Consider the following 26322-nt stretch of genomic DNA (forward strand, 5'->3'; position numbering starts at 1 on the left):
AGGTTCTTCTGTTGTGCTCCTGGCTGCCGGTTTGGTCGTGACACTGCTTTGGTCGTGACACTGCGGGGTCAGACTCGCAGGACTCGGGGGCCGGTGGCGGCGATCTCCTCGGCGACCGCGCCGTCGATGCCGTCGTCGGTGATGAAGGTGTCGATGTCGCTCAGTTCGGCGAACCGCGAGAAGTGGTCGTTGCCCACCTTGGTGTGATCGGCCAGCAACACCGTGCGTCGCGCGCAGTTCACCGCTGCGCGCTTCACCATCGACTCGGCCGGATCCGGTGTGGTCAGTCCGCGTTCCACGGAGATCCCGTTGGTGGCCATGAAAGCCACCTCGACGAAGGTCTCGTCCAGTGCGCGCAGTGCCCACGCGTCGACCGAGGCCAGTGTCCGGCTGCGCAACCGGCCACCGACCAGCATCACCGTCAGGTTCGGCCGGGTGGCCAGCGCGAGCGCGATGTTCACCGAATGCGTGACCACGGTCAGTTCACGGTCCAGCGGCAGTTGCTCGGCCACCCTCGCGGTGGTGGTGCCCGCGTCGAGCAGGATCGTGCCCTCCTCGGGCAGTTCGGCCAGCGCCGCCTTGGCGATGCGCTCCTTCTCGGCCGTCATCACGACTTCGCGGGTGGCCACCGCGGGCTCGAAACCCAGTCGCTCCACCGGGATCGCGCCACCGTGCACCCGTCGCAACACCCCGTGCCGTTCCAGCACGGTGAGATCGCGGCGGACCGTCTCCGTGGTGACGGTGAATTCCTCGGCGAGCGTCGCCACGTCGACGCGGCCGAGACCGCGCGCCCGCTCGAGGATGATCTGCTGCCGCTCCTCCGCGTACATCCCCCACCGTCCAGTAGTAGTGATTTTCCCGTCCAGATAACCACACGATGTGAGTTCGTGTTGGGGCTTGCGTCCTTGTTTTGTTGCGAACCGATGAAGGGGTTGCAAACCCACGCGAACCCATGCAAAATCACTCAAAACCAAGTCCGGATCCCAGACCGAGGTGGTGTGCGGGTGTTCCTCACCGTGACGGCGAACCCGAGCGTGGACCGCACCGTCGAGGTGCCGCGCCTGGTGCGCGGTGAGCTGCACCGGGCTTCCGCGGTGCACGTCCACCCCGGTGGCAAGGGCATCAACGTGGCCCGCGCGCTGGTCCGCAACGGACTCGACGCGCGCGCCGTGCTGCCGGCCGGCGGTCCGGAGGGCGACCACCTCATCTCCCTGCTGAACCGGTACGAGATCGACGTGGTGCGCGTGCCCGCGTCCGGTCCGGTGCGCACCAACATCAGCGTCATCGAGCCGGACGCCACGGTCACCAAGCTCAACGAGGCGGGCGCGCGGCTGTCCGCGAGCGAGATCGCGGCGCTGTCCGCGGCGGTGCTCGGCAACGTCTCCGACGTCTCCTGGGTGGTACTGGCGGGAAGCCTGCCACCCGGGGTCGACGCGGGGTTCTACGCCGAGCTGATCCGCTCGCTGGACGGCCACGCCGAGGTCGCGGTGGACACCAGCGGGCCCGCGCTGCTCGCCGCGGTCAAGGCGGGACCGGCGCTGGTCAAGCCGAACCTCGAGGAACTGGAAGAGGCCGTCTGCCGTCCACTGCCGACCATGCGCGAAGTCGTCGAAGCCGCACGGGAACTGCGCGGGCTCGGCGCCCGCGCGGTACTGGCGAGCCTCGGCAGCGAGGGCGCGGTGCTGGTCGACGCCGACGGCGCGTGGCACGCCGAAGCCGATGCGGTGGCACGCAGTTCCGTCGGCGCGGGCGACTCCCTGCTGGCCGGGTTCCTGGCCGGTGGTGGCAGGGGGCCGCAGGCGCTGGCGAGCGGGGTCGCCTGGGGCGCGGCGGCGGTTTCACTGCCGGGCAGCACCATGCCCGGACCGGTCGAGGTGGGCGCGGCCGAGGTGCGGCTGCACCCCGAGCTGGAGCTGGAGCGCGAGGTCGGCGCGGGGGCTTGAAGTAGGCACAACCGGGGGGCTGTCAGGGAAAACCAGTCCGAGCAGCAGGAAGAGTCAACGATGACGAAGACGGAAGAAGCGCCATCCCGGGGACACCGGGTCCGGGTCACGGTCCAGCGTTTCGGCGGTCACATGGCGGGCATGGTCATGCCCAACATCGGCGCCTTCATCGCCTGGGGTCTGATCACCGCGTTGTTCATCCCGTCCGGCTGGACGCCGAACGCGAAGATCGAGACGCTGGTCGACCCGATGATCAATTTCCTGCTGCCGGTGCTGATCGGGTACACCGGTGGCCGGCTGGTGCACGGCCAGCGCGGTGCGGTGGTCGGCGCGGTGGCCACGGTCGGCCTCGCGGTCGGCGCCGAGATCCCGATGTTCCTCGGCGCGATGGCGATCGGCCCGCTGGCCGGCTTGCTGATGAAGCTGTTCGACGAGCACATCGGCAGCAGGACCGCGCCGGGCTTCAAGATGCTGGTGGACAACTTCAGCGCCGGCATCATCGGCGGCATCATGGCGGTGCTGGGCATGCTCGCCATCGGCCCGGTGGTGCAGGGCGCGACCAAGGCGCTCGGCAACGGGGTGCAGGCCCTGTTCGACACCGGGCTGCTGCCACTGGTCTCGCTCATCGTGGAACCGGCCAAGGTGCTGTTCCTGAACAACGCGATCAACCACGGGGTGCTGTCCCCGCTCGGCATCGCGGACGCGGCGCAGACCGGCAAGGCGATCGAGTTCCTGATCGAGCCGAACCCCGGTCCCGGCCTCGGCATCCTGCTGGCGCTGACCTTCTTCGGCGCGAAGAGCGCGCGGGCCACCGCGCCCGGCGCCATCGTGATCCAGTTCCTCGGCGGCATCCACGAGATCTACTTCCCGTACATCCTGGCGGCTCCCCGGCTGATCCTGGCCGCGATCGCCGGTGGTGCGGCGGGCATCTTCGTCTTCAGCGTCTTCGACGCCGGCCTGACCGCCACGCCGGCGCCGGGCAGCATCATCGCCGTGCTCGCGGTGACGCCGAAGGGTGGTTACCTGGGGGTGATCGCCGGGGTGGTGATCGCCGCGGTGGTGAGCTTCCTGATCTCGGCGGTACTGCTGAAGTTCGGCCGGGACGCCCGGCGTGAGGAACGCGAGCAGCAGCTCGCCAACGGCGGCCAGGTCTGAGCCGGTAGGAAAGGGGAACGCGCGTGAGCAGCATCGAGGGCAAGGAAATCACCAAGGTGATCATCGCCTGCGACGCCGGAATGGGCAGCAGCGTGATGGTGGCCGCGCAACTGGGCAAGCGGCTCAAGCCGTACAAGGTCAAGGTCGAGCACATCCCGGTCAACGAGATCCCCGGCGACGCGCAGTTGGTGCTGTGCCAGGAAACCCTGGTGGCGCGGGCGAAGAAGAACTCGGACGCGGTGATCATCGGCTTCCAGAACTTCCTCGGCGACCCGGTGTTCGACCGGGTCGAGCAGGCGATCAGGGACGGGGGCACGCTGGATGGCTGAGCTGCTGGACGCATCCGGGATCCGGTTGGGCGCGAGCGCGGAGAACCGCGACGACGCCATCCGCCAGGTCGGTGCGCTGCTGGTGGAAATCGGTGCGGTGGCACCGGAATACGTCGACGGCATGCTGGAGCGGGAGGAGTCGGTCTCCACCTTCGTCGGTGAGGCCGTGGCCATCCCGCACGGCACCAACGCCGCCCGCGAGCACGTCAAGCGGACCGCGCTGGCCGTGGTCCAGTTCCCCGGTGGCGTGGACTGGGACGGGCAACGGGTGCAGCTGTGCGTCGGCATCGCGGCCCAGGGCAGCGAGCAGGTGCAGATCCTGTCCTCGCTGGCCCACACCCTGCTCGACGCCGACAAGGCGGCCGAGCTGCGGGAAGCGTCCGATCCGGACACGATCCTGCGCATTCTGACCGCGACCGAAGAGGAGGCAGTGCAGTGAAGGTGGCCCGTTTCTACGCGCCGGGAGACATCCGGATCGAGGAGGCACCGGAGCCGGTGCCCGGCCCGGACGAGCTGAAGATCCGGGTGCACGCGTGCTCGACCTGCGGCACCGATCTGAAGATCTTCCGGCACGGCCACCACCACATCGATCCGCCACGGGTGATCGGGCACGAGATCGCCGGTGAGGTCGTGGAGACCGGGTCGGCGATCTCCGGCTGGGCGCCGGGGGACCGGGTGCAGGTGATCGCGGCGATCCCGTGTGGAGAGTGCGCCGACTGCCGTCGCGGCTGGCGCACCATCTGCCCCAACCAGCTGTCCATGGGTTACCACTTCGACGGCGGTTTCGCGGAGTACATGATCGTGCCGCAGAACGTTTTGCGGGTGGACGGGCTCAACCGCATTCCGGACGGTCTGTCCTACGCCGAGGCCTCGGTCGCCGAGCCGCTCGCGTGTGTCCTCAATGGACAGGAGTTCGCACAGGTCGGCGAAGGTGACGTCGTGGTGGTCACCGGGGCCGGGCCGATCGGCTGCCTGCACGTGCGGCTGGCCAGGGCCCGTGGCGCGGCCGCGGTGTACCTGGTGGAGCTGAACCGGGGCCGCCTCGACATGGCGGCGGAGATCGTCAAGCCGGACGCGGCGATCTGCGGTGCGGAGACCGATCCGGTGCAGGCCGTGCTCGACCTGACCGACGGCCGCGGTGCCGACGTGATCATCACCGCCGCGGCGGCGGGCAAGGCGCAGGAGGACGGGCTGCGGATGGCCGCGCGGCGCGGCCGGATCAGCTTCTTCGGCGGGCTGCCGAAGGACAACCCGATCATCGCCTGCGACTCCAACCTGGTGCACTACCGCGAGCTGACCATCTACGGCGCCAACGGTTCCAGCCCGGAGCACAACAAGCGGGCGCTGGAGCTGATCGCCACCGGCGCGGTGCCGGTCGACGACCTGATCACGCACCGGCTGAAGCTGGACGGCGTGCTCGACGCGATCGACACGGTGGCCTCGGGTGAGGCGATCAAGGTGACCATCGAACCGGCCGCGGTCTGACCGACTCGAGAAGGGATGTGTGACGGGTGACCACCGAACTGCACGGGAATCCGGCGAGTCCGGGCACCGCTTCCGGCACGGTCGCCCGCATGCGCCCGGTGCCGGAACTGCCGGCGCGGCGGCCGGAATCGGCGGGTGCGGAGCAGGAGTTCGCCACGGCGAAGGCCGCGCTCGCCGGGGTCGCGGCCGAACTGGAGCGGCGCGGCAAGGCGCTCTCCGGTGAGGCCGCGGAAATCCTGGACACCCAGGTGATGATGGTCCGCGATCCCAGTCTTGAGCAGGGGATCGCGAAGGCCACCGACTCGGGACTACCCGCCGCGTGGGCGATCCAGGAGGCCTTCGCCGCGCACATCGAGGTGCTGCGCGGCCTCGGCGGCTATCTCGCCGAGCGGGTGACCGACCTGGCCGACCTCCGCGATCGGGCGATCGCGGTCGCGCTCGGTGAGCAACCACCGGGCATCCCGGCTTTGGACGGGCCGTTCGTGCTGGTCGCGGTGGACCTCGCGCCGGCCGACACGGTCACCCTCGATCCGTCGAACGTGCTCGCCATCATCACCGAGAAGGGCGGCGCCACCAGCCACACCGCGATCCTGGCGCGGTCGCTGGGCATTCCCGCGGTGGTCGGCTGCGCGGCGGCGGAGTCGCTGTCGGACGGTCAGCTGGTGGTGGTCGACGGCGGCGCGGGCAAGGTGGTGGTCGATCCGGAGACGCGCCTGCTGGACTCGATCGAGCGGGAGGCGGAGGCGCAGCGGCAGGAGCTGGCGCGTCACCGCGGTCCCGGGGCGACGAAGGACGGCCACCCGGTCAAACTGCTGCTGAACATCGGCGGCGCGGGCGGACTGGAGGAGGCCGCCGCGGCGGACGCCGAGGGAATCGGCCTGTTCCGCACGGAGTTCCTGTTCCTGGACCGCGCCGAGGCGCCGTCGCTGGACGAGCAGCGCGCGGCGTACGGCAAGGTGTTCGCCGCGTTCTCCGGTCGCCCGGTGGTGATCCGGACGCTGGACGCGGGCGCGGACAAGCCGGTGCCGTTCGCCAACAACGACGTGGAGCCGAACCCGGCTCTCGGTGTACGCGGTTATCGTGTCGGCCGGCGGAATCCGGGCCTGCTGGACGTGCAGCTGGAGGCGATCAGCCAGGCCGCGCGGGAGCACGACACGGATGTGCGGGTGATGGCGCCGATGATCGCCACCGCGGCCGAGGCGCGGGAGTTCGCCGCGCGGGTGCGGCACTTCGGCATCGCACAGGCGGGCGTCATGATCGAGATCCCGGCGGCGGCGCTGCGCGCGGAGGCGATACTGGCCGAAGTGGACTTCGTCAGCATCGGCACGAACGACCTGGCGCAGTACACCTTCGCCGCGGACAGGTTGCTGGGTGAGCTGAACGACCTGCTGGACCCGTGGCAGCCCGCCCTGCTGGACCTGGTGTCCATGGTCGCCGAGGCCGGGCGGAAGACGGCCAAGCCGGTCGGCATCTGCGGCGAGGCCGCCGGGGATCCCTTGCTGGCGCCCGTTTTCGCGGGCTTGGGCGTGACGAGCCTGTCCATGTCGGCCCCGGGCGTTCCCGCTGTCCGAGCCTCCCTCCGACGCCACACCTTCGACGACTGCGCAGCACTGGGAGCTGCGGCACTGGCTGCCCCGGACGCTTCCGCTGCCCGCTCCGCCGCCAGCTAGCTCCCCGGCACCCGGCAGCTCCCGCGTGCACAAGCGCTGAGAAACGGCGACTCGTCTCGTATCCTGGCCCGGTGACGGTACCGACGGACCCCGGCGAACTGGCCACCGCCTTGCAGCGGACCGGTTACTTGGCCGACACCGGCGTCGCGACCGCGGCCTACCTCGCCCTGCGCATGGGCCGGCCGCTCTTCTGCGAGGGCGAGCCCGGCACCGGCAAGACCTCGCTCGCCGTCGCGTTGAGCCGGGCGTTGGACCTCAAGCTCATCCGGTTGCAGTGCCACGAGGGCATCGACGCCGCCCAGGCGCTGTACGAATGGGACTTCCCACGCCAGCTCCTGCACCTGCGCGCACTCGAAGCCGCCCACCGGACCGTCGACGAGGCCTCGCTCTACACCGAGCGCTTCCTGCTCGCCCGGCCCCTGCTCCAGGCGCTCCGCGAGGCACCCTGCGTGCTGCTGGTCGACGAGATCGACCGCGCCGACGACGAGTTCGAGGCCTTCCTGCTCGAACTGCTCGACGGCAACTCGGTCAGCATTCCCGAGTTCGGCGAGGTCCGCGCCGAGAAACCACCGCTGGTGGTGCTCACCTCGAACCGCACCCGCGAGGTGCACGACGCGCTCAAGCGCCGCTGCCTCTACCACTGGCTCGAGCACCCCGGCCTGGCCAGGGAGATCGACATCCTCCGGCACCGCCTGCCCGGTCTCGACGAACGGCTCGCCGCGCAGGTGGCGGGCGCCGTGCACCGCATCCGTCAGCTGGAGCTGCTCAAGCCGCCCGGGGTCGCGGAATCGCTGGACTGGGCCCGCGCGCTCACCGCGCTCGACCGCGACGTGCTCGACGCCGAGGCCGCCGCGCTCACCCTCGGCGCCGTGCTCAAGTACAGCGAGGACATCGACCGCGTCCGCGCCAAACTGGACTCACTACTTGGCTAGGACTGGCGCGGAGCGCTCCGTTGAGGGTGGCGGCGGGCGACGGGAGGGCTAGGACTGGCGCGGAGCGCTCCGTTGAGGGTGGCGGCGGGCGACGGGAGGGCTAGGACTTCTCCGGCACCCGCCAGCCGCGTTCGCCCGCGAGTTCCGTCGCCTGCGCCGGACCCCACGAGCCCTGCTCGTACGAGTGCACCTTCGGCGGCTGCCGCAGCACCGGGTCGCACAGCTCCCAGAGCCGTTCCACCTCTTCGGCACTGGTGAACAGCGTTTGGTCGTCGCGCAGCACGTCGAGCAGCAGGCGCTCGTACGCCTCCAGCGGCTCGGCGTCGGCGAAGGCCTCGGAGAAGCGCATGTGCAGCTTGGCGTGGTCCAGCTTCAACGCCGGGCCGGGCCGCTTCGCGCGCAGCTCCAGGGTCACCGTCGAATCCTCGGTCAGCTCGAAGACCAGCTCGTTGGGCTGGCTGTCGAACCCGTTGGCCGAGTCGAACATCTTCAACGGCGGCTCGACAAAACCGAGCGTGATGGTGCGCCTGCTCTGCTCCATCGCCTTGCCGGTGCGCAGCAGGAACGGCACGCCCTTCCAGCGCCAGTTGTCCACCCACACCTCGGCCGCGACGAAGGTCTCCACTTCGGACTCGTCGGCGACGCCCGGCTCGTCGCGGTAGCCCTCGTACTGCCCGAAGACCACCCGATCCGGGTCGAGCGCGCGGACCGCCTGGAACAGCTTGCGCTTCTCCACGCGCAGCGATTCGGCGTCCACGTGCACCGGCGGTTCCAGCGCCAGGAAGCCGAGCAGCTGGAACAGGTGCGTGGAGATCATGTCGCGGAAGGTGCCGGTCGACTCCATGAAGCCGGCGCGGCCCTCGATGCCGATCGACTCGGGTACGTCGATCTGTACGTAGCTGATGTGGTGACGGTTCCACACGGGCTCGAAAAAGCCGTTCGCGAACCGCAGCGCGAGGATGTTCTGCACCGCCTCCTTGCCGAGGAAGTGGTCGATCCGGAAGAGCTGGTTCTCGGCGAAGACCTGGTGCAGCGCGGTGTTCAGGCTGCGTGAGGACTCCAGGTCGCGGCCGAACGGCTTCTCCAGCACCACGCGCGCGTCCTCGGCGAGCCCGGTGGCACCGAGCATCTTGACCATCGGCTCCATCGAGTCCGGCGGCACCGACAGGTAGAGCAGCTTGCGGGTGTCCGGGCCGAGTTCGGCCATCGCCGCGTCGACCGCGGCGGCCAGCGCCTCGCCGTCGTCCTTCGACGAGGTCTGGAAGGTGATCCGCTGGGCGAACTCCTCCCACACGTGGTCGTCGAAGCGCGCGGAACCGGAGAACTTGAAGACGGCCTTGGCGAGTTTGTAGCGGAACTCCTCGTCGGTACCCGGCGAGTTGCGCCCGGAACCGATGATGCGGAACTGCTCGGGCAGCAGCCCGGAGCGCATCAGCCGGAAGAGACCGGGGAAGAGTTTCCGGCGGGCGAGATCCCCGGTGGCGCCGAAGATCACGAAGACATGGGGCACCATCTTTTCGCTCGGGGCGAACAGTGCCTGGGGCTCGGCTGACTCAGTCATCGCTGTCCATCTTCACCGCCGGAAGCGGTTTCGCCCAGTCTTTGCGCGAATTTGTGGCAAGTGCACTTCACGTGGCTGGTAAACGCACCAGGAAGCGGGGATATTTCCCGAACTCCGGGTAACCGCCGGTCATACTACCGGCAAGTAGTGTCATTCAGCGCGCGGCGCGAACCACCTGACCGAGCGTATCCTGGACGTTCTGATGGACAGCCCGCTCCCCGGATTAGCCGGGTTCGCCACCGCGTTGCGCGCGGCCGGCCTGCCCGCCGCCCCGCAGCGCCTGCACGCCTTCCTCGGCGCGGTCGAGCACGTCGACCTGGCCGGGCGCGAGCAACTGTACTGGGCGGGGCGGCTGACCCTGTGCGCCGATCCCGACGACCTGCCGCGCTACGACCGCGCCTTCGCGTCGTGGTTCGGCGAGGAGCCGCCGCCGGGCCCGCGCGGGGGCACGCCGGTGCCGCCCCGGAGCAAGGTGGCGCTGATCGCCGAGTCGCCGCCCGAGGGGCAGGGCGAGAGCGAGAACGACCCGCTGCGCGTGTCGGCCAGCGCCGAAGAGGTGCTCCGCCATCGGGACTTCAGCGAACTGACCGCCGCCGAGCGCGAGCACCTGCGCGAACTGTTCGCCACGCTGAGCCCGGTCTTCCCGACTCGGACCTCCGCCCGCCGGCGCCCGGCGAGGCGCGGTGAGCTGGACCCGGCCAGGACCCTGCGCGCGATGATGGCCAGTGGCGAACCCGTTCACCTCGCCCGGCGGCGCCGCGCCGAGCAGCCGCGCCGGGTGGTGCTGCTGATCGACGTCTCCGGCTCGATGAGCCCGTACGCGGACGCGCTGCTGCGGTTCGCGCACGTGCTCGTCCGCCGCGCACCCCGATCGGTCGAGGTGTTCACCATGGGCACCCGGCTGACCAGGGTGTCCAGGCAGCTGCGCCAGCGCGACCCCGAGCGCGCCATGCTCGCCGCCGGGCACGCGGTGCCGGACTTCGCCGGTGGCACCAGGCTCGGTGAGGCGCTGCGTGTGTTCCTGACCAGGTGGGGCCGCCGCGGCATGGCCAGGCGCGCGGTTGTCGTGGTGTTCTCCGACGGCTGGGAACGCGGCGACACCACCCTGCTGAGCACACAACTGGCGGCCCTGCGCCGGCTCGCGCATTTGGTGCTTTGGACGAATCCCCACGCGGGCCGGGCGGGTTACGCTCCGGTCCAGGCGGGGATCGCCGCGGCGTTGCCGCACCTGGACGGACTGCTCGCCGGGCACAGCCTGGACACCTTGGACCGACTCCTCGGGGAAATGCGAGAACAACGCTATGCGTGATGTGCTGGAGGAACTCCACCGACGCTGGTCGGCAGGGGAGACGGTGGGACTGGGCACGGTGGTGGCCACCTTCTCGTCGGCGCCGCGGGCGCCGGGGGCGGCGATGCTGGTGGCCGAGGACGGCACGGTGACCGGCAGCGTGTCCGGCGGCTGCGTCGAAGGCGCGGTCTACGAGCTGGCGCAGCAGGTGGTGGCCGACCGCACGCCGGTGCTCCAGCGCTACGGCGTCAGCGACGACGACGCCTTCTCCGTCGGCCTGACCTGCGGCGGCATCATCGACATCTACGTCGAGCCGGTGGACCGCGACGCCATGCCGGAGCTGGCCGAGCTGGCCGAGTCCGTCCACAAGGGACAGCCGGTGGCGGTGGCCACGATCGTGGAGCACCCGGATCCCGATCGGCTCGGCAAGCGCGTGGTGGTGTGGCCGCACCGCACCGCGGGCACGCTCGGTTCGTCCAGGATGGACGACGCGGTGGCCGACGACGCCCGCGGCATGCTGGCCACCGGCCGCACCGGGATGCTGCACTACGGCCCGGACGGGCAGCGGCGCGGTGAGGGCGCCTCGGTTTTTGTGAACTCCTTCGAGCCGCCGCCGCGACTGCTGGTGTTCGGCGCGATCGACTTCGCCGCCGCGATGGCGCGCCTGGGTGCTTATCTGGGTTACCAGGTCACGGTGTGCGACGCACGGCCCGTTTTCGCCACCGCCAGCCGTTTCCCGGACGCGCACGAGGTGGTGGTCGACTGGCCGCACCGCTACCTGAAGGCGGAAGCCGACGCGGGCCGGGTGGACCGGCGCACCGTGGTCACCGTGCTGACCCACGACCCGAAGTTCGACGTGCCGCTGCTGGAAGTCGCGCTGCGGCTGGACATCGGCTACGTCGGGGCGATGGGCTCGCGGCGCACGCACGACGACCGCATCGCGCGGTTGAAGGAAGCCGGGATCGCCGACGAGGAACTCGCGCGGCTGTCCTCGCCGATCGGCCTTGACCTCGGCGCCCGCACCCCGGAGGAGACCTCGGTGTCGATCGCCGCCGAGATCATCGCCCTGCGCTGGGGCGGCAAGGGCCAGCGCCTCGCCGAACTCGACGGCCGGATCCACGGCTGACCGCCAGCCGCGCCCGCTCGGCTCTGGCCGCGCGAGGCGGTTTTGGTCCTCGGCGCCCGCCGAGTGGAAAATCCTCGCCGAACCCCGCAGACGAGGTGGAATCGGCGGGGTGTGGCACGCATCTGCGGATCGGGCTTTCAAGGTCACCCGGCCTGGGGTTGTCCGATCGAGATCGGAGTAGCACGCTCGCGAGTGAGCCCGATCACTTCCAGACCCACCACTGGAGGCCCGATGCGAATCACCGTCAACGTCGACGGAACCAGCTACACCGACGAGGTCGAGCCGCGGCAGTTGCTCGTCCACTACCTCCGGGAACGGCTGGGCAAGGTCGGCACCGTAGTCGGTTGTGACACCAGCAACTGCGGAGCGTGCACCGTCCACCTCGACGGTCACAGCGTGAAGTCCTGCTCCGTGCTGGCCGTGCAGGCGGACGGCTGCGAAGTCACCACGATCGAGGGCATCGCCCGCGACGGCAAGCTGCACCCGGTGCAGCAGGCCTTCCACGACAACCACGCACTCCAGTGCGGCTTCTGCACCCCCGGCATGATCATGCAGTCGATCGACCTGCTGGCCGACAATCCCGATCCCGACGAGCAGGCGGTGCGCGAGGGCATCGAGGGAAACCTCTGCCGCTGCACCGGTTACCAGAACATCGTTCGCGCCGTGCGCGACGCCGCCCACCACATGCGACCGGGCGCCGGGCCGGACGCCGAACGCGTCGAGGACGGCAGCGGACTCCGGGCGCCGAGCAGCATCGGCGGGGGTGAGTGATGACCTCCACCATCGAACCGGAGGTGGGGAAGTCCAGGCTGCGCAAGGAGGACGAGCGCCTGATCACCGGGCGCACCCGCTGGACGGACAACCTGACCCTGCCCGGCATGCTGCACGCCGCCGTGCTGCGCAGCCCGTTCGCGCACGCCAGGATCACCTCGATCGACGTCAGCGAGGCCAAGGGCAAACCGGGCGTGGTCGACGTGTTCACCGGCGCCGACTTCGCCGAGGAACAGGGCAGCCTGCCGTGCGCGTGGCCGGTCACCGAGGACCAGAAGGCGCCGGACGCGCCCGCGCTGGCCGTGGACACGGTCAACTTCGCCGGTGAGGCGGTCGCCGTGGTGATCGCCCGCAGCGACTACGAGGCGCACGACGCGCTGGAGGCCATCGAGGTCGACTACGAGGACCTGCCGGTGGTGCTGGACATGGAGGAGGCGGTCAAGGACGACGCCGAACTCGTCCACTCCGCACTGTCCACGAACACCAGCGCCACCTGGATCTTCGATTCCGCGGAGGCAGGCACCGGCGGTGAGGTCGAGCAGGCCATCTCCGGCAGCGAGGTGGTGATCACCCGCAAGTTCCGCCAGCAGCGGCTGATCCCGGCGTTCATGGAGCCGCGGTCGGTGGTGGTCGACCCGACCTCCGGGCAGTTCACCATGTGGTCGGCCACCCAGATCCCGCACATCCTGCGATTGATGCTGGCCATGACGCTCGGTGTGCCGGAGCACAAGGTGCGGGTGATCGCGCCGGACGTCGGCGGCGGATTCGGCGGGAAACTGCAGGTCACCCCGGAGGAGGTGATCACCTTCCTGGCCGCGCGGCGGCTCGGGCGCCCGGTGAAGTTCACCGAGTCGCGGTCGGAGTCGCTGCTGAGCGCGCACCACGGCCGCGACCAGATCCAGCACCTGACGCTGTCGGCGAAGCGGGACGGCACGATCACCGGGCTCAAGGTGGAGCTGCTCGCCGACATGGGCGCCTACCTGCGGCTGGTCAGTCCTGGCGTGCCGATCCTCGGCGCGTTCATGTTCAACGCCATCTACAAGATCCCGGCCTACCGGTTCGTCTGCAAGAACGTGTTCACCAACAAGGTGCCGACCGACGCCTACCGCGGCGCGGGCCGTCCCGAAGCGACCTTCGCGATCGAGCGGATGATGGACGAGCTCGCCGCCGAACTGGGCGTGGACCCATTGGAGCTGCGGGAGAAGAACTGGATCAAGCACGACGAGTTCCCGTACACCACGGTCGCCGGGCTGACCTACGACTCCGGTGACTACGAGGCCGCGACGGCGAAGGCGAAGGAGCTGTTCGACTACGACGGTCTCCGCCGCGAGCAGGCCGAACGCCGTGAGCGCCAGGATCCGGTGCAACTGGGCATCGGCATCTCGACCTTCACCGAGATGTGCGGGCTGGCGCCGTCGCGGGTGCTCGGCTCGCTGTCCTACGGCGCGGGCGGCTGGGAGCACGCCGCGGTGCGCATGCTGCCGACCGGCAAGGTCGAGGTGGTCACCGGGTCCTCGCCGCACGGTCAGGGCCACGAGACGGCGTGGAGCCAGATCATCGCCGACCAGCTCGGGGTGCCGTTCGAGGACATCGAGGTGCTGCACGGTGACACCCAGTCCTCGCACAAGGGCATGGACACCTACGGCTCGCGCTCGCTGACCGTCGGCGCGATCGCCGCGGTCAAGGCGGCGGAGAAGGTGGTGGCCAAGGCCAGGCCGATCGCCGCGCACATGCTCGAGTGCGCGGAAGACGACCTCGAGTTCGCGCAGGGCAGGTTCACCGTGCGCGGCACCGAGTCCTCGACCACCATCCAGGACGTGGCGCTGGCCGTGTTCGCCGCGCACGACCTGCCCGACGGGGTGGAGCCGTCGCTGGATTCGGAGGCCACCTTCGATCCGGAGAACTTCTCCTTCCCGCACGGCACGCACCTGTGCGCGACCGAAGTGGACACCGAGACCGGGCGCGTGACGCTGCGGTCCTACGTCTGCGTGGACGACATCGGCAAGGTGATCAACCCGATGATCGTCGAGGGCCAGGTGCACGGCGGCCTCGCGCAGGGCATCGCGCAGGCGTTGTTCGAGGAGGCGGTGCACGACGAAGGCGGCACGCTGACCACCGGCACCTTCGCCGACTACCTGCTGCCGTCCGCGGCGGACCTGCCCTCGTTCACCACCGACCGCACCGAAACCCCGTCCACCTCGAACCCGTTGGGGGTCAAGGGAGTCGGTGAGGCGGGCACGATCGCCTCCACCCCGGCGGTGGTCAACGCGGTGGTCGACGCGCTGCGGCCGTACGGCGTGAACGACGTGGAGATGCCGATGACCCCGATGCGGGTGTGGCAGGCGATCCGCACGGGGCAGACCGACGCCGGCGGCGTCGGCGCGGAGTCCGGTGGCGGGCTCGGCTCGATCGACGCTTCTGGAGGTGCCCAGTGATCCCGGCGGCATTCGACTACGTCGCACCGACCACAGTGGACGACGCGGTGCGCGCGCTGGCGGACGCCGGTGAGGACGCGAAGGTGCTCGGCGGCGGGCAGAGCCTGCTGCCGGTGCTCCGGATGCGGCTGGCCACGCCCAACAAGCTGATCGACCTCGGCCGGATCCCCGAGCTGCGGGGCATTCGCGAGGACGGCGATTCGCTGGTCATCGGGTCCATGACCACGCACTACGACCTGCAGCGGGATCCGCTGATCGACGCGCACGCGGCCGTGCTGGGCAAGGCGACCGCCACGGTGGCCGATCCGCAGGTGCGCCACCGCGGCACCTTCGGCGGTTCGCTGGCGCACGCCGATCCGGCCGGTGACCTGCTGGCCCCGGTGCTGGCCATGGACGCCGAGCTGGTGGTGTCCGGAATGGACGGACGGCGGACGGTGCCCGCGGCGGAGTTCTTCGTCGACCTGTTCACCACCGCGCTGCGGCCCGGCGAGATCCTGGTCGAGGTGCGGGTGCCCAAGCACACCGGCTGGCAGGCGCACTACGAGAAGTTCAACCGGGTGGCGCAGGCGTGGTCGATGGTGGCGGTGGCCGCCGCGGTCCGCACCGACGGCGGCACCATCGCCGAGGCCAGGGTCGGGCTGACGAACATGGCCTCGGTGCCGGTACGGGCGCGGGCGGTCGAGTCGGCGCTGGTCGGGCAGCCCGCCACGGCCGAGGCCGTGCGCGCGGCCGCCGAACACGCCGCGGAAGGCACCGATCCGGCGGCGGACGGGAACGCCGATGTCGAATACCGTCGACACCTGGCGAAGGTGCTGACCGGGCGCGCGCTGACGGCGGCGCTGAGTTCCTGAAGTCCCTGAAGGGAGATCGGTTCCTGTGCGACTAGACCACCGGTTCACCGTTCCTGCTCCGGTCGACGAGGTGTGGCAGGCGGTGCTCGATCCCGAACGGGTGGCGCCGTGCATGCCCGGCGCCTCGCTGACCGAGGTCGACGGGGACGCGTTCAGCGGCACGGTCAAGGTCAAGCTGGGGCCGATCTCCCTGACCTACAAGGGCAAGGGCGAGTTCCTGGAGAAGGACGCCGAGAGCAGGAAGGTGGTCATCAAGGCCTCCGGCAAGGACGCCCGCGGCGCCGGCACCGCGGCGGCCACCGTCACGGTCACCCTGCACGAGGAGGACGGCGCCACGGTGGGTGAGGTGGCCACCGACCTGAAGGTGACCGGACGGCCCGCGCAGTTCGGCCGCGGCATGATCGCCGAGGTCGGGGGCAAGATCCTGGACTCGTTCGCCGGTTGCCTGGCCACCAAGCTCGGCGGGCGGGCGGCGGAACCAGCCGCCGGAAAGCAGGCCGCTCCGGCCGAAGAACCGAAGGCGGTGCCGGCACCGGCGGGCAAACCGCAGGCCGTCGCGGAACCGCAACCGGCACCAACCGAAGAAAAGGGCGAGAAGGTGGCAAAACCCGCCGAGGCGGAGAAACCGGCAGCGGCCGAGCGGCCCAGGTTGCGGGCCGTGGATCCCGTGTCGGAAACCGAGCCCATCGACCTGGTCGAGTTCGCCGGTGGCTCGGTGGCGAAGCGGCTGGTCCCGGTGGCCATCGGCGCCGCCGTGATCGCCGGGCTGATCATCCTCATCAAGGCGCTCAAGCGTTAGTGGGCTTTCCCACGCGCGGAAATACCCGGCGCCCACCAGGGTTGTACCTGGCATGAACGAGGCGGATCACACCACCGACGTGGTGGTCATCGGCGCGGGGCAGGCCGGCCTGTCCGCCGCCTATCACCTGCGCCGAACCGGCTTCGCCAACAACTCCGGGTTCGTGGTGCTCGACCACGCCAAACGCGCGGGCGGCGCGTGGCAGTACCGCTGGCCGTCGCTGGTGCTGAACAAGGTGCACGGCCTCTACGACCTGCCCGGCCTGCGCTTCGGCACGCCCGACGGCAGCCGCCCGGCCAGTGAGGTCGTGCCCGAGTACTTCGAGCGGTTCGAGCGCACCTTCGACCTGCCGGTGCGCCGCCCGGTCGACGTGCTCGAGGTCCGCGAGGGTGAGGACAACCGCCTCCTGGTGGTCAGCGCCGCCGAGACCTGGGCCGCCCGCGCGGTGATCAACGCGACCGGCACCTGGGACAAGCCGTTCTGGCCGCACTACCCCGGCCAGGAGACCTTCGCCGGGCGCCAGCTGCACTCCGCCGACTACACCGGCCCCGAAGCGTTCCGCGGGCAGCGCGTGGTGGTGGTCGGCGGCGGCACCTCGGCGATCCAGCAGCTGCTGGAGATCGCGCCGTTCGCCAGGGAGACCATCTGGGTCACCCGCCGCGAGCCGGTGTTCCGCGAAGGCCCGTTCAGCGAGAACTGGGGCCGCGAGGCCGTCGCCAGGGTCGAACGCCGCGTGCGTGAAGGGCTTCCACCGGAGAGCGTGGTCAGCGTGACCGGCCTGGCGCTGACCCCGGAGATCCAGGCCGCCCGCGAAGCCGGGATCCTCGACCGCCACCCGATGTTCGACCGCATCACCCCGCACGGGGTCGCCTGGGCCGACGGCACCGAGCGCGCCGCCGACGTGATCCTCTGGGGCACCGGGTTCCGCGCTTCGCTGGACCACCTCGCCCCGCTGCACCTGCGCGGTCCCGGCGGCGGAATCCGGATGGACGGCACGCGCGTGGTCGCCGAACCGCGGCTGCACCTGGTGGGTTACGGGCCGTCGGCCAGTACTGTCGGGGCGAACCGGGCCGGCCGCAGTGCCGTCACGGAGGTGCGGCGGCTTCTTGGCTGAGGAGGATCGATGCGGTACCTGCTGATGATCGGCGGCGAAGAGGGTTCCGAGGCGGACCAGCTCGAGGGCTGCGGTGGCTGGACCGAGCGGATGGAACGCCGCGGCGTGCTCCGCTCGGCGGTCGGCCTGCGCCCCAAGGAGGAGGCCGTCACCGTGCGGGTGCGCGGGGACGAGGTGCTGCGCTCCGACGGCCCGTTCGCCGAGACCAAGGAGCAGATCGGCGGGTTCGGCGTGATCGAGTGCGCCGACCTGGACGAGGCGGTGGAGATCGCCGCCGACCACCCCGTGGCGAAGCTGGGGCTGATCGAGATCAGGCCGATCGTCGAGGGGTAACCCGAAGCCCGGGGCGGCCGCCGGTACTGTCGGGCGCAGCCGGGCGCGCCCCGGGAGCCAGTACACCGGGGGACCAGCCGCACGATGCTCGCGAAGTCCGGTCCGCTCCGGTACTGGTGGGCGGTCCTGCTCGGCGGCGCGGTCGCGGCGGTGGCGCTGATCCGGCTGATCATCGGGGATTCGCACAGCGACCTGGAGATCTACCGGTTCGGCGTGGACGCGCTGTGGAGCGGCCGCGACCTCTACGGCGCGCTGCCGCTGGCCGACGCGAACATCCCGCTGCCGTTCATCTATCCACCGTTCGCGGCGATCGTGCTGACCCCGCTGGCCGCGCTGCCGCTGGGCTGGGCGGTGGTGCTGCTGTTCGCGGTGAACCTGCTCAGCCTCGGCGTGACCCTGTTCGCCGTGGTGCGGTCGCTGTGGCCGTCGTGGCGGGGCGCGCTCGTGGTGACCGGGCTGGCCACGCCCGCGGCGCTGTTGCTGGAGCCGGTGCGCGCGACCTTCGGCTACGGCCAGGTCAACCTGCCGCTGATGGGCCTGGTGGCCGCCGACTGCCTGCTGTTCCGCGGCCGGTTCCGCGGCATCGGGGTCGGCGTCGCGGCGGCGGTGAAGCTGACCCCGATGGCCTTCGTGCTGTTCTTCCTGGTGCGCCGCGACTTCCGGGCCACGCTGACCGCGTTCGGCGCGTTCGGGGTCGCCAGCGGACTGGGCTTCCTGCTGGCGCCCGAGGCGTCCGCGCACTACTGGTTCAACGGGCTCGGCGGCGCGTCCGGCATGGGCGGGACCTCGTTCCACACGAACCAGACGGTGCAGGCGGTACTGGCGCGGTTCGGCCTGGACCCCGGCCCGGCGACGGTGGTGTGGTTGCTGTGCTCGGCGTTGCTGCTGGCGCTGGTCGTGCTGGTGATGCGCCGGGTGGAGGTGGCGCCGGCGCTGGTGCTGAACGCGACCTTCGCCCTGCTGATCTCGCCGACCTCGTGGTCGCACCACTGGGTGTGGATCGCGCCGGGCCTGGTGCTGGTGCTCGCGTACGGCCTGCGTTCCTGGCCGTGGCCGGGGCTCGCCTGGTTCGGCGCGGCGGGCGCGCTGGTGGCGCTCTTTGTCTTCGCGCCCTTCCGGTACTACCCGGCCTTCGACCGGCCGGGGCTGGAATGGAGCACTTCACACCATTGGCTGGGGAACAGTTATGTCGCCGTCGGCTTGTTGACTATTTTTGCGACTTCCATCGCCGTATGGCGTAATTGGCGCGCTTTGCCCGATTCGTAGTCAGGGCGGCCGCTCAGTGATTCCGGGACGCCGACCTCCCACCAGGCTCCCGACTCGGTCCAGGCGTCCGGACGCGTTCGGATGACCACCACGGCCGGGCGTCGCGAGGACGCGGAAGCCTCCCGCGCCTTGGCGTACGCCGGGCGCAGTTCCGCCACCGAAGAAGCCCGGAAGACCAAGCACCCCAGCGCTTCCGCGTGTGCCGCGAAGTCGACGCGCGGCGGGTCCGCGTGCGAAGTCCGGCAGTCCGCGTACTGGTTGTTGAACGGCTCCCCGCCCTGGCCCTCCTGCAGGCGCGCGATCACCGCGTAGCCGTCGTTGTCGCAGACCACCGCCACGAACGGGTGGCCGGCGAACGCCGCCGAGTACAGCTCCGAGTTCAGCATCAGGTACGAACCGTCACCGAGCAGGGTGGTCACCACCCGGTCCGGCAGGGCCATCGCGGCGCCCCACGCCCCGGCCAGTTCGTAGCCCATGCAGGAGAAGCCGTACTCGACGTCCATGCTCACCGAGCCGCTGCCACGCCAGCCGCCGATGAGTTCGCCCGGCAGGCCACCGGAGGCGGTCATCACGTAGTCGCCGGGCGCGGAAAGGTCGTTCACCACGCCCACGACCTGCGCGTACGTCGGTTCACCGGAAGCCGAGCGCAACGACGTGATGTGCGAATCCCACCGAGCGCGTTCCGAAGCCGCTCGCGCTGTCCACGATGGAGCGACTCGCCAGTCCCCGAGGTCCAGTTCCGCCAGCGCGACGTCGGCGTCCCCGACCACGGCCAGCGCGCCGTGCTTCACCGCGTCGAACCGCGCGGCGTTCAAGGTCACCAGCTTCACGCCTGGCCCGAAGACCGTCCACGAGGCCGTGGTGAAGTCCTGCAACCGCGTGCCGACGGCAAGAACGAGGTCGGCCTCGGCGGCCAGCGCGTTCGCCGACGACGAGCCCGTGACGCCGAGCGGGCCGCCGTACAGCGGGTGGTCGTGCGGCACCAGCGTCCGGCCCGCGGTGGTCTCCACGAGCGGAATGCCGTGCCGCGAAGCGAAATCCAGCGCCCGCGACGCGGCACCCGAATACCGGACGCCGCCACCGAGCACCATCAGCGGACGCTCGGCGCCACGCAAGGCAACCGCCGCGTCGGCGAGCTCCCGTGCGTCGGGTCGTGGCCGCGGCACCCGGTGCACCACGGTCTCGAACAGCGAATCCGGGAAGTCGAAGGTCTCCGCCTGCACGTCCTGCGGCAGCGCCAGGGTGACCGGCCCGGCGTCGGCCGGATCGGTGAGCACACGCGCCACCTGCGGCAGCGTCGAGACCAGTTGCTCGGGCCGGGTGATCCGATCGAAGTACCGGCTGACCGCCCGGAACGCGTCGTTCACCGTGGCCGTCGCGTCACCGAAGGGCTCGATCTGCTGGAGCACCGGATCCGGCGCGCGGCTGACGAAGGTGTCGCCGGGCAGCAGGAGCAGCGGCAGCCGGTTCGCGTGCGCGACCCCGGCCGCGGTCACCATGTTCAGCGCCCCCGGCCCGATCGACGAGGTCACCACGCCGACCTGCCGGCGGTCGGTGGCCTTCGCGAACCCGGTGGCCGCCAGCGCCATGCCCTGCTCGGTGTGCCCGCGCCAGACCGGCAGCTCGTCGCGGAACCGGCTCAGCGCGGTCCCGATGCCGAGCACGTTGCCGTGCCCGAAGATGGCGAAGACCCCGGGGAACAACGGGACCTCGTCACCGGAGAGCGTTTCCGACCGCTGGGCGAGCAGCCAGCGGACGAGCGCCTCGGAGGTGTTCAGCTTCATCGCACCGGTCCTTCCGCCGAGGTGACCGGGCAGCGCGGGTCGAGCGCCTGCCCGGCCCAGGTGTCCCGGATCCAGGTGTGCGCCGGGTCGTCGCAGAAGGCCATCGACCGTTCGTCCGCGGGCCCGGCCAGCACGTTGAGGTAGTACATCGGGTACCCCGGCGCCGCGACGCAGGGGCCGTGATATCCGCGTGGGATAAGGAAAACGTCGCCGTCGCGCACTGCCACGTCCTCGTCGAGCGAGCCGTCGGCGGTGTAGGTGCGGTGCAGGCCGAAGCCGCCGTCGCCGCTGATCCGGAAGTAGTAGATCTCCTCGTTGACCACCTCGCATTCGGTGGCCTCGTCGTGCTTGTGCGGCGGGTACGACGACCAGTTGCCGTCGGGCGTGATCAGCTCGCACGCGTTCAGCTTGTCGGCGTGGTCCCAGACGCCCGGCACGCCGAAGTTGGTCACCTGCCGGGTGGCCTGACCGGCACCGCGGACTTCGACCGGTACTTCCGAGGCCGGACCGTACTTCGGGGTGAGCCGCCGCGTGCACTTCGCCATCGGCAGCGCCAGCTCGCATCCCTCCACAGTGGACAGGGTTACCGAAGCGTCCCGTGGCACGTACGCGAAGTCGGTGACCCTGGTGAACACCGATTCGCGACCCTGCAAGGAGAACCGTTCACCGTCCACTTCGACCTGACACCCGCCGGACAACGGCAGCACGAAGGCCTCGAACTCGCCGGTCTCGATCGTCCGCGTGGCACCCGCGGCGAGCCGCAGCACCCGCAGCCCGGTGTAGGTCCAGCCCGCGTCCTCCGGGCCGAGCCGGATCGGGTCGTCTCCGTCGGCGAGCGTGCCGTGCGGGCGGTGCAGTTCACTCATCGGGTTTTCTCCAGGATCTCGGCGGCCGCACCGACTGCCGCGGCGACGTCGCCATCCGGTGGGTAGAGCAGGGAACGGCCGACCACCAGCCCGCGCACCACGTCGTGGCGCAGGGCCGCGCCCCAGGACGCCAGGTCGGCCGCCGGATCTCCCGACGGCATGCCGCCGAGCACCACGACCGGCAGCGTGGTCGCGTCGAGCGCCAGTGAATCCTCGGGCGCGGGCAGCTTCAGCCAGGTGTGCGCCGAGGTGACACCCAGCCCGGAAGCCACCGTCACCGCGCGGGCCAGTGAAGCCGAATCCCGTTGCAGCACCAGCTTTCCGGCACCGTCCCGGTGGTAGGGGAGCGGTTCGACCATCGCCACCAGGCCGTAGCTCGCCAGCTCGGTGACCGCGTCCGCGCTGGCCCGCAGGGTCGGCACGGTGCCCGGATCGGAGTCGACCAGCCGCAGCAGCATCTTGCCGCCGTCGAGCCGGAAGTCCGCGATCGAGCGGGCGGTGTAGGCGGTGAACCGGTCGTCGATCTCCCAGTCCGCCCCGGCCAGTCCGCCCCGGTTCATCGAGCCGAGCACCACCTTGTCGTGCAGCGCGTCCAGCAGGAGCAGTTCCTCGACCACGTCCGGCGTGCCGAGAATCCCGTCCACGGCCGGGTTCTCCAGTGCGATGAGGAGCCGGTCCAGCAGCGACCGGCGATCCGCCATCGCGGTCGGGTCCCCGCCGACACCGAGCGCGCCACGGGCCGGGTGGTCCGCGGCGATCAGGAACAGCGTGCCGCCCGGGGAAAGCAGCTGCTCCCGGCGCCTTCGCGCGGCGTAGGCGCGGTTGATCGCACCGGGATCGGCCGCCCGCAGGCGCAGCAGTTCGCGCCAGCGCTCGTCGGAAAGCCTCACAGCACCTCCTCGATCTCCGCCGCGGTGGGCATGGCGTCGGCGCAGGCCAGCCGGGAGGCGACCAGCGCGCCCGCCGCGTTGGCGTAGGTGGCGATGCGCACCGGCTCCCAGCCGGAGAGCAGGCCGTGGACCAGCGCGCCGCCGAACCCGTCGCCCGCACCGAGGCCGCAGACCACCTCGACCCGCCGCGGCCGCACGGTCCACGACCCGTCCGGCGTGGCCACCAGCACGCCGTCGGCGCCCTTCTTGATCATCGCCAACCGCACCCCGCGGTCGAGCAGGCGCCGCGCGGCCTCGTCCGGATCGGCGGTGCCGACGGCGACCTCCACCTCGGCCCGGTTGCCGACCGCGACGGTCACGTGGTCGAGCATCCAGCCGATCTCCGCCCGCGCGGTCTCCACGTCCGGCCAGAACATCGGCCGGTGGTCCAGGTCCAGCACGGTGTGCCCGCGCCGCGCCCGCCGACGCAGGATCTCGCGTTGCGTGCCGCGGGCCGGTTCGGTGCACACCCCGGTGCCGGTGACCCACAGCAGCGGCACCTCGTCGACCACGTCCCACGGCACGTCCGCCTCACCGATGGTCAGGTCGGGCGCGATGGGGGAGCGGTAGAACAGCAGCGGCGGATCCTCCGGCGGGTCGAGCGCGCAGAACACCACCGGGGTCTGGAGGCCCTCGGCGGTGCCGACGTGCTCCGGCGACACCCCGAACCCGGTCAGCGCCTCGCGCACGTAGTCGCCGAAGCCGTCCGGACCGACCTTGGTCAGCACCCCGGTCCGCCTGCCGAGCCGCGCGGCGGCCACCGCGACGTTGGTCGCGGTGCCGCCGAGCGACTTGGCGAAGCTGCGCACCCCGGCCAGCGGCACCCCGCTCTGCTCGGGGTACAGGTCGACACCGACCCGGCCGACGGTGAGTGCCTCCAGGTTCAAGGCGCCTCCACCGACCGCAGTTCGTGCTCCAGCGCCTCGAGTTCCGCGCCACCGGCCATCTGCCGGGTCAGCTCGCCGATGTCGATCTCGGACTTCTCGTACGCGCCGAGCGGGGCACCGCGTTTGAGCAGCAGGAACCGGTCGGCCACCGGGTAGGCGTGGTGCGGGTTGTGCGTGATCAGCACAACGCCGAGCCCGCGGTCACGGGCCTGCGCCACGTACTTGAGCACCACCCCGGCCTGCTTCACGCCGAGCGCGGCGGTCGGCTCGTCCAGGATCAGCACCTTCGCGCCGAAGTGGACCGCGCGCGCGATCGCCACGCACTGCCGTTCCCCACCGGAGAGCGTGCCCACCGGCTGCTCCACGTCCCGCAGGTCGATGCCCATCTCGGCGAGCGCCTTCTTGGTGGTCTCCTTGCCCTGCTTGCGATCCAGCCAGCGGATCGGGCCGAAGCCCCTGGTCGGCTCGGAACCGAGGAAGAAGTTCCGCCACACGCTCATCAGCGGCACCACGGCCAGGTCCTGGTAGACCGTGGCGATGCCGCGGTCGAGCGCCTCACGCGGGGAGGCGAACCGCACCGGCTCACCATCCACTTTGAACTCACCGGTGTCGTGCCGGTGCGCGCCGGCCAGGATCTTGATCAGGGTGGACTTCCCGGCGCCGTTGTCGCCGAGCACGCAGGTGACTTCGCCCGCGTTGACCACAGTGGACACATCGCGCAGGGCGATCACGCTGCCGTAGCTCTTGCCGATGTTCTCGACCTCGATCAAATGGCTCATCGCCGTACCCTTTCCGCTCGCCGCCGGAAGGTGTTGTTCACCAGTACCGCGGCCAGCAGCATCACGCCGAGGAACAGCATGAACCAGTCGCTGTCCCAGCGCGCGAACACGATGCCCTGGCGGGCCATGCCGAAGATCAGCGCGCCGATCGCGGCCCCGATCGCCGAGCCGAAGCCGCCGGTGAGCAGGCAGCCGCCGACCACCGCGGCGATGATGAACTGCAGTTCCAGCCCGATCCCCTGGTTGGCCTGCACGCTGGCGAAGCGCAGGATGTTGATCGAGCCGACCAGCCAGCCCGCCAGCGCGGTGGTCATGAACAGCAGGATCTTCGTGCGCTTGACCGGCACGCCGACCGCGCGCGAGCTGACCGGCGAGCCGCCGACGGCGAAGATCCAGTTGCCGAACCGGGTGCGCACCAGCAACCAGGCCGCCACCGCGGCGAAGCCGATCCACCACAGGATGGAGATCTGGAACTTGGTGCCGCCGATCTCCACGGTGGACGCGAACACGAAGCCGGACGAGGCGTACCCGTCGGCGGCGCGCATTCCCGAGACCTGCACGGTGCCGGTGACCAGCCGCGTCACGCCGAGGTTCAGACCCTGCAAGGCGAGGAAGGTGCCCAGGGTGACGATGAAGCTGGGCAGCCCGGTGCGCATCACCAGCCAGCCGTTGAAGGCGCCGACACCGAGCGCGAACACCAGCGAGGCCAGCAGCGCCAGCCACACGTTCCAGCCCGCCTGGGTGGCCAGTATCGCGGTGACCAGCGCGGTGGACGCGGTCATCACGCCCGCCGACAGGTCGAACTCGCCGCCGATCATCAGCAGCGAGACCGCGACCGCCATGATGCCGAGCGTGGAGGCGTCGTCCAGCCAGGTGGCCACGCCGTCACCGCTGAGGAACTGGTCGGCGGTGATGCTGAAGAAGGCAAAAACCACCACGGCACCGAGCAGCGCGCCGATTTCGGGGCGCACCACCAGCCGGTCCGCCAGGCGGGTGCTGCCCACCCGTTCGTCGAGGGTCGTCGTGGTCATCGGGTACCCCGTTCCACGTAGGCGCCGATCTGGTCCACAGTGGACTTGTCGACGAGGTCCGGCCCGGTCAGCACCGGCCGGCCGCCGCCGACCACGTTCCGGTTGTCCCGGTACAGCTTGAGGAAGACGATCGGCAGGTAGCCCTGCTCGTACTGCTGCTGGTCCACGGCGAAGAGCACGTCGCCGGTCTTGATCGCCGAGACCACGTCGGCGTTCAGGTCGAAGGTGGCCACCTGCGCCTGGGACTGCACCTGCTTCACCGCGTTCACCGCGTTCGCGGCCACCTGGGAGTTCAGCGTCAGCACCGCGTCGATCGACGGATCGGTCTGCACCGCGCCGCGGATGCGGGCCTGCACGTCGGTCGGGTTGCTGATGTCCACCTGCAGCCGTTCGGCCGAGCCGAAACCGCGGGCGGCACCGTCGCAGCGCTGGTTCTGCCCGATGTTGCCCGCTTCGTGGATCACGCAGAGCAGCTTGGTCTTGCCCGCCTCCTTGAACTTGCGGCCGGCCTGCTCACCGGCGATGCCCTCGCTCTGGCCGATGTGCGTCAGCGCGCCGTAGGCCGCGCTCTGCTCCTCGCCGGAGTTGATGGTGACCACCGGGATGCCCGCGCGGACGGCGCCCTCGATCGACGGCCGCACCGCCTCGGGGTTCTGCATGGAGACCACCAGCCCGCCGACGCGCTGCGCGACCGCGTTGTCGATCAGCTTGGCCTGGTTGCCGGGATCCCCGTCGGAGTTGTACTCCACCGGCACGCCGAGCGCGCGGCCCGCGTCCTCGGCGCCGTTCTTGACCACGTTCCAGAACGCGTCCCCGGCGGTGCCGTGGGAGATGACCGCGATCCGGAACGGTCCGGTTTCGGCGGGCACCTCCTGGCCGCTGCCGGAGGACGGATCCTCCGCGGCAGGGCCGGTGCACGCGGCTAGCAGCAACGCTGCCGCCGCGGCCACCAGGCTGAGCCTGCCTGAGCGATTGGACGTCATTGTCG

At 70.7% G+C, this 26322-nt stretch carries 25 protein-coding genes; 16 read left to right on the forward strand and 9 right to left on the reverse strand.

Features of this window, described 5'->3' with window-relative positions; all coding sequences use genetic code 11:
* Positions 1–68: 68 nt before the first annotated feature.
* On the reverse strand, positions 69–830 hold the full coding sequence (locus YIM_RS10400) for a DeoR/GlpR family DNA-binding transcription regulator (protein ID WP_153030154.1): 762 nt from the start codon (positions 828–830) through the stop codon (positions 69–71).
* Between the two features lie 174 nt (positions 831–1004).
* Between YIM_RS10400 and pfkB the strand changes: the two genes are divergently transcribed.
* The 7 genes from pfkB to YIM_RS10435 all read left to right on the forward strand — a co-directional run bounded on the left by pfkB (position 1005) and on the right by YIM_RS10435 (position 7514).
* On the forward strand, positions 1005–1943 hold the full coding sequence (pfkB, locus tag YIM_RS10405) for a 1-phosphofructokinase (RefSeq protein ID WP_153030155.1): 939 nt from the start codon (positions 1005–1007) through the stop codon (positions 1941–1943).
* 60 nt (positions 1944–2003) lie between these two features.
* Positions 2004–3098, forward strand: coding sequence for a PTS mannitol transporter subunit IICB (gene mtlA, locus YIM_RS10410; protein WP_153030156.1), 1095 nt, complete (start codon positions 2004–2006; stop codon positions 3096–3098).
* Positions 3099–3121: 23 nt separating this feature from the next.
* Positions 3122–3427: a PTS lactose transporter subunit IIB gene (locus tag YIM_RS10415; protein WP_153030157.1), complete on the forward strand. Its 306-nt coding sequence runs from the start codon at positions 3122–3124 to the stop codon at positions 3425–3427.
* Positions 3420–3866: a PTS sugar transporter subunit IIA gene (locus YIM_RS10420; RefSeq protein WP_153030158.1), complete on the forward strand. Its 447-nt coding sequence runs from the start codon at positions 3420–3422 to the stop codon at positions 3864–3866. Before YIM_RS10415 ends, YIM_RS10420 begins: the two co-directional genes overlap by 8 nt.
* On the forward strand, positions 3863–4912 hold the full coding sequence (locus YIM_RS10425; protein WP_153030159.1) for a zinc-dependent dehydrogenase: 1050 nt from the start codon (positions 3863–3865) through the stop codon (positions 4910–4912). Before YIM_RS10420 ends, YIM_RS10425 begins: the two co-directional genes overlap by 4 nt.
* 26 nt (positions 4913–4938) lie before the next feature.
* Entirely contained in the window at positions 4939–6582 is a 1644-nt protein-coding gene (gene ptsP, locus YIM_RS10430) for a phosphoenolpyruvate--protein phosphotransferase (protein ID WP_153030160.1), read from the forward strand.
* Between the two features lie 71 nt (positions 6583–6653).
* Positions 6654–7514 carry a MoxR family ATPase gene (locus tag YIM_RS10435; RefSeq protein ID WP_153030161.1) on the forward strand — a complete coding sequence of 287 codons (861 nt, stop codon included), beginning with the start codon at positions 6654–6656 and terminating at the stop codon, positions 7512–7514.
* A gap of 100 nt (positions 7515–7614) precedes the next feature.
* Here YIM_RS10435 and zwf read toward each other — a convergent pair whose 3' ends face one another.
* Positions 7615–9075 carry a glucose-6-phosphate dehydrogenase gene (gene zwf / locus YIM_RS10440; protein ID WP_228004661.1) on the reverse strand — a complete coding sequence of 487 codons (1461 nt, stop codon included), beginning with the start codon at positions 9073–9075 and terminating at the stop codon, positions 7615–7617.
* 202 nt (positions 9076–9277) lie between these two features.
* Between zwf and YIM_RS10445 the strand changes: the two genes are divergently transcribed.
* The 9 genes from YIM_RS10445 to YIM_RS10485 all read left to right on the forward strand — a co-directional run bounded on the left by YIM_RS10445 (position 9278) and on the right by YIM_RS10485 (position 19058).
* The gene (locus tag YIM_RS10445) at positions 9278–10384 is read left to right on the forward strand and encodes a VWA domain-containing protein (protein ID WP_153030162.1); all 1107 of its coding nucleotides are present in this window, start codon (positions 9278–9280) and stop codon (positions 10382–10384) included.
* Positions 10377–11489, forward strand: coding sequence for an XdhC/CoxI family protein (locus YIM_RS10450; protein WP_153030163.1), 1113 nt, complete (start codon positions 10377–10379; stop codon positions 11487–11489). Before YIM_RS10445 ends, YIM_RS10450 begins: the two co-directional genes overlap by 8 nt.
* Positions 11490–11720: 231 nt before the next feature.
* Positions 11721–12260: a (2Fe-2S)-binding protein gene (locus YIM_RS10455; RefSeq protein ID WP_153030164.1), complete on the forward strand. Its 540-nt coding sequence runs from the start codon at positions 11721–11723 to the stop codon at positions 12258–12260.
* Positions 12260–14695, forward strand: a complete 2436-nt coding sequence (locus YIM_RS10460; RefSeq protein WP_153030165.1) for a xanthine dehydrogenase family protein molybdopterin-binding subunit — start codon at positions 12260–12262, stop codon at positions 14693–14695. Before YIM_RS10455 ends, YIM_RS10460 begins: the two co-directional genes overlap by 1 nt.
* A complete protein-coding gene (locus tag YIM_RS10465) occupies positions 14692–15546 on the forward strand; it encodes a xanthine dehydrogenase family protein subunit M (protein WP_153030166.1) in 855 nt (284 codons plus the stop codon). The genes YIM_RS10460 and YIM_RS10465 overlap by 4 nt, the downstream gene beginning before the upstream one ends.
* A 25-nt stretch (positions 15547–15571) precedes the next feature.
* Positions 15572–16345: an SRPBCC family protein gene (locus YIM_RS10470; RefSeq protein WP_153030167.1), complete on the forward strand. Its 774-nt coding sequence runs from the start codon at positions 15572–15574 to the stop codon at positions 16343–16345.
* Between the two features lie 52 nt (positions 16346–16397).
* Positions 16398–17459 carry an NAD(P)-binding domain-containing protein gene (locus YIM_RS10475; RefSeq protein WP_153030168.1) on the forward strand — a complete coding sequence of 354 codons (1062 nt, stop codon included), beginning with the start codon at positions 16398–16400 and terminating at the stop codon, positions 17457–17459.
* Positions 17460–17468: 9 nt separating this feature from the next.
* Positions 17469–17792, forward strand: a complete 324-nt coding sequence (locus YIM_RS10480; RefSeq protein ID WP_153030169.1) for a YciI family protein — start codon at positions 17469–17471, stop codon at positions 17790–17792.
* An 84-nt stretch (positions 17793–17876) separates the two neighbouring features.
* The gene (locus tag YIM_RS10485) at positions 17877–19058 is read left to right on the forward strand and encodes a glycosyltransferase 87 family protein (RefSeq protein WP_153030170.1); all 1182 of its coding nucleotides are present in this window, start codon (positions 17877–17879) and stop codon (positions 19056–19058) included.
* Here YIM_RS10485 and iolD read toward each other — a convergent pair.
* From iolD to YIM_RS10520, 7 genes are read right to left on the reverse strand one after another with little or no spacing between them, the layout of a single operon-like run.
* Complete coding sequence (gene iolD / locus YIM_RS10490; protein ID WP_153030171.1) at positions 18977–20842, reverse strand: 3D-(3,5/4)-trihydroxycyclohexane-1,2-dione acylhydrolase (decyclizing); 1866 nt, start codon at positions 20840–20842, stop codon at positions 18977–18979. The genes YIM_RS10485 and iolD overlap by 82 nt on opposite strands.
* Complete coding sequence (gene iolB, locus YIM_RS10495; protein ID WP_153030172.1) at positions 20839–21708, reverse strand: 5-deoxy-glucuronate isomerase; 870 nt, start codon at positions 21706–21708, stop codon at positions 20839–20841. Before iolB ends, iolD begins: the two co-directional genes overlap by 4 nt.
* Positions 21705–22598 carry an aldolase gene (locus YIM_RS10500; RefSeq protein ID WP_153030173.1) on the reverse strand — a complete coding sequence of 298 codons (894 nt, stop codon included), beginning with the start codon at positions 22596–22598 and terminating at the stop codon, positions 21705–21707. Before YIM_RS10500 ends, iolB begins: the two co-directional genes overlap by 4 nt.
* Entirely contained in the window at positions 22595–23524 is a 930-nt protein-coding gene (iolC, locus tag YIM_RS10505) for a 5-dehydro-2-deoxygluconokinase (RefSeq protein WP_153030174.1), read from the reverse strand. Before iolC ends, YIM_RS10500 begins: the two co-directional genes overlap by 4 nt.
* Entirely contained in the window at positions 23521–24303 is a 783-nt protein-coding gene (locus YIM_RS10510) for an ATP-binding cassette domain-containing protein (protein ID WP_153030175.1), read from the reverse strand. The genes iolC and YIM_RS10510 overlap by 4 nt, the downstream gene beginning before the upstream one ends.
* Positions 24300–25334, reverse strand: a complete 1035-nt coding sequence (locus tag YIM_RS10515; protein WP_153030176.1) for an ABC transporter permease — start codon at positions 25332–25334, stop codon at positions 24300–24302. Before YIM_RS10515 ends, YIM_RS10510 begins: the two co-directional genes overlap by 4 nt.
* Positions 25331–26317, reverse strand: a complete 987-nt coding sequence (locus tag YIM_RS10520) for a sugar ABC transporter substrate-binding protein (protein ID WP_153030177.1) — start codon at positions 26315–26317, stop codon at positions 25331–25333. The genes YIM_RS10515 and YIM_RS10520 overlap by 4 nt, the downstream gene beginning before the upstream one ends.
* Positions 26318–26322 lie beyond the last annotated feature (5 nt).

Origin of the sequence: Amycolatopsis sp. YIM 10 (genome assembly GCF_009429145.1) — a bacterium.
GTDB lineage: Bacteria > Actinomycetota > Actinomycetes > Mycobacteriales > Pseudonocardiaceae > Amycolatopsis.

What these genes read in the sequence shown, in the direction of transcription:
- YIM_RS10400 (WP_153030154.1), bottom strand. Translation starts at nt 830, where the DNA reads ATGTACGCGGAGGAGCGGCAGCAGATCATCCTCGAGCGGGCGCGCGGT.
- mtlA (WP_153030156.1), top strand. Translation starts at nt 2,004, where the DNA reads ATGACGAAGACGGAAGAAGCGCCATCCCGGGGACACCGGGTCCGGGTC.
- YIM_RS10420 (WP_153030158.1), top strand. Translation starts at nt 3,420, where the DNA reads ATGGCTGAGCTGCTGGACGCATCCGGGATCCGGTTGGGCGCGAGCGCG.
- zwf (WP_228004661.1), bottom strand. Translation starts at nt 9,075, where the DNA reads ATGACTGAGTCAGCCGAGCCCCAGGCACTGTTCGCCCCGAGCGAAAAG.
- YIM_RS10445 (WP_153030162.1), top strand. Translation starts at nt 9,278, where the DNA reads ATGGACAGCCCGCTCCCCGGATTAGCCGGGTTCGCCACCGCGTTGCGC.
- YIM_RS10450 (WP_153030163.1), top strand. Translation starts at nt 10,377, where the DNA reads ATGCGTGATGTGCTGGAGGAACTCCACCGACGCTGGTCGGCAGGGGAG.
- YIM_RS10455 (WP_153030164.1), top strand. Translation starts at nt 11,721, where the DNA reads ATGCGAATCACCGTCAACGTCGACGGAACCAGCTACACCGACGAGGTC.
- YIM_RS10460 (WP_153030165.1), top strand. Translation starts at nt 12,260, where the DNA reads ATGACCTCCACCATCGAACCGGAGGTGGGGAAGTCCAGGCTGCGCAAG.
- YIM_RS10475 (WP_153030168.1), top strand. Translation starts at nt 16,398, where the DNA reads ATGAACGAGGCGGATCACACCACCGACGTGGTGGTCATCGGCGCGGGG.
- YIM_RS10480 (WP_153030169.1), top strand. Translation starts at nt 17,469, where the DNA reads ATGCGGTACCTGCTGATGATCGGCGGCGAAGAGGGTTCCGAGGCGGAC.
- YIM_RS10485 (WP_153030170.1), top strand. Translation starts at nt 17,877, where the DNA reads ATGCTCGCGAAGTCCGGTCCGCTCCGGTACTGGTGGGCGGTCCTGCTC.
- iolD (WP_153030171.1), bottom strand. Translation starts at nt 20,842, where the DNA reads ATGAAGCTGAACACCTCCGAGGCGCTCGTCCGCTGGCTGCTCGCCCAG.
- iolB (WP_153030172.1), bottom strand. Translation starts at nt 21,708, where the DNA reads ATGAGTGAACTGCACCGCCCGCACGGCACGCTCGCCGACGGAGACGAC.
- YIM_RS10510 (WP_153030175.1), bottom strand. Translation starts at nt 24,303, where the DNA reads ATGAGCCATTTGATCGAGGTCGAGAACATCGGCAAGAGCTACGGCAGC.
- YIM_RS10515 (WP_153030176.1), bottom strand. Translation starts at nt 25,334, where the DNA reads ATGACCACGACGACCCTCGACGAACGGGTGGGCAGCACCCGCCTGGCG.
- YIM_RS10520 (WP_153030177.1), bottom strand. Translation starts at nt 26,317, where the DNA reads ATGACGTCCAATCGCTCAGGCAGGCTCAGCCTGGTGGCCGCGGCGGCA.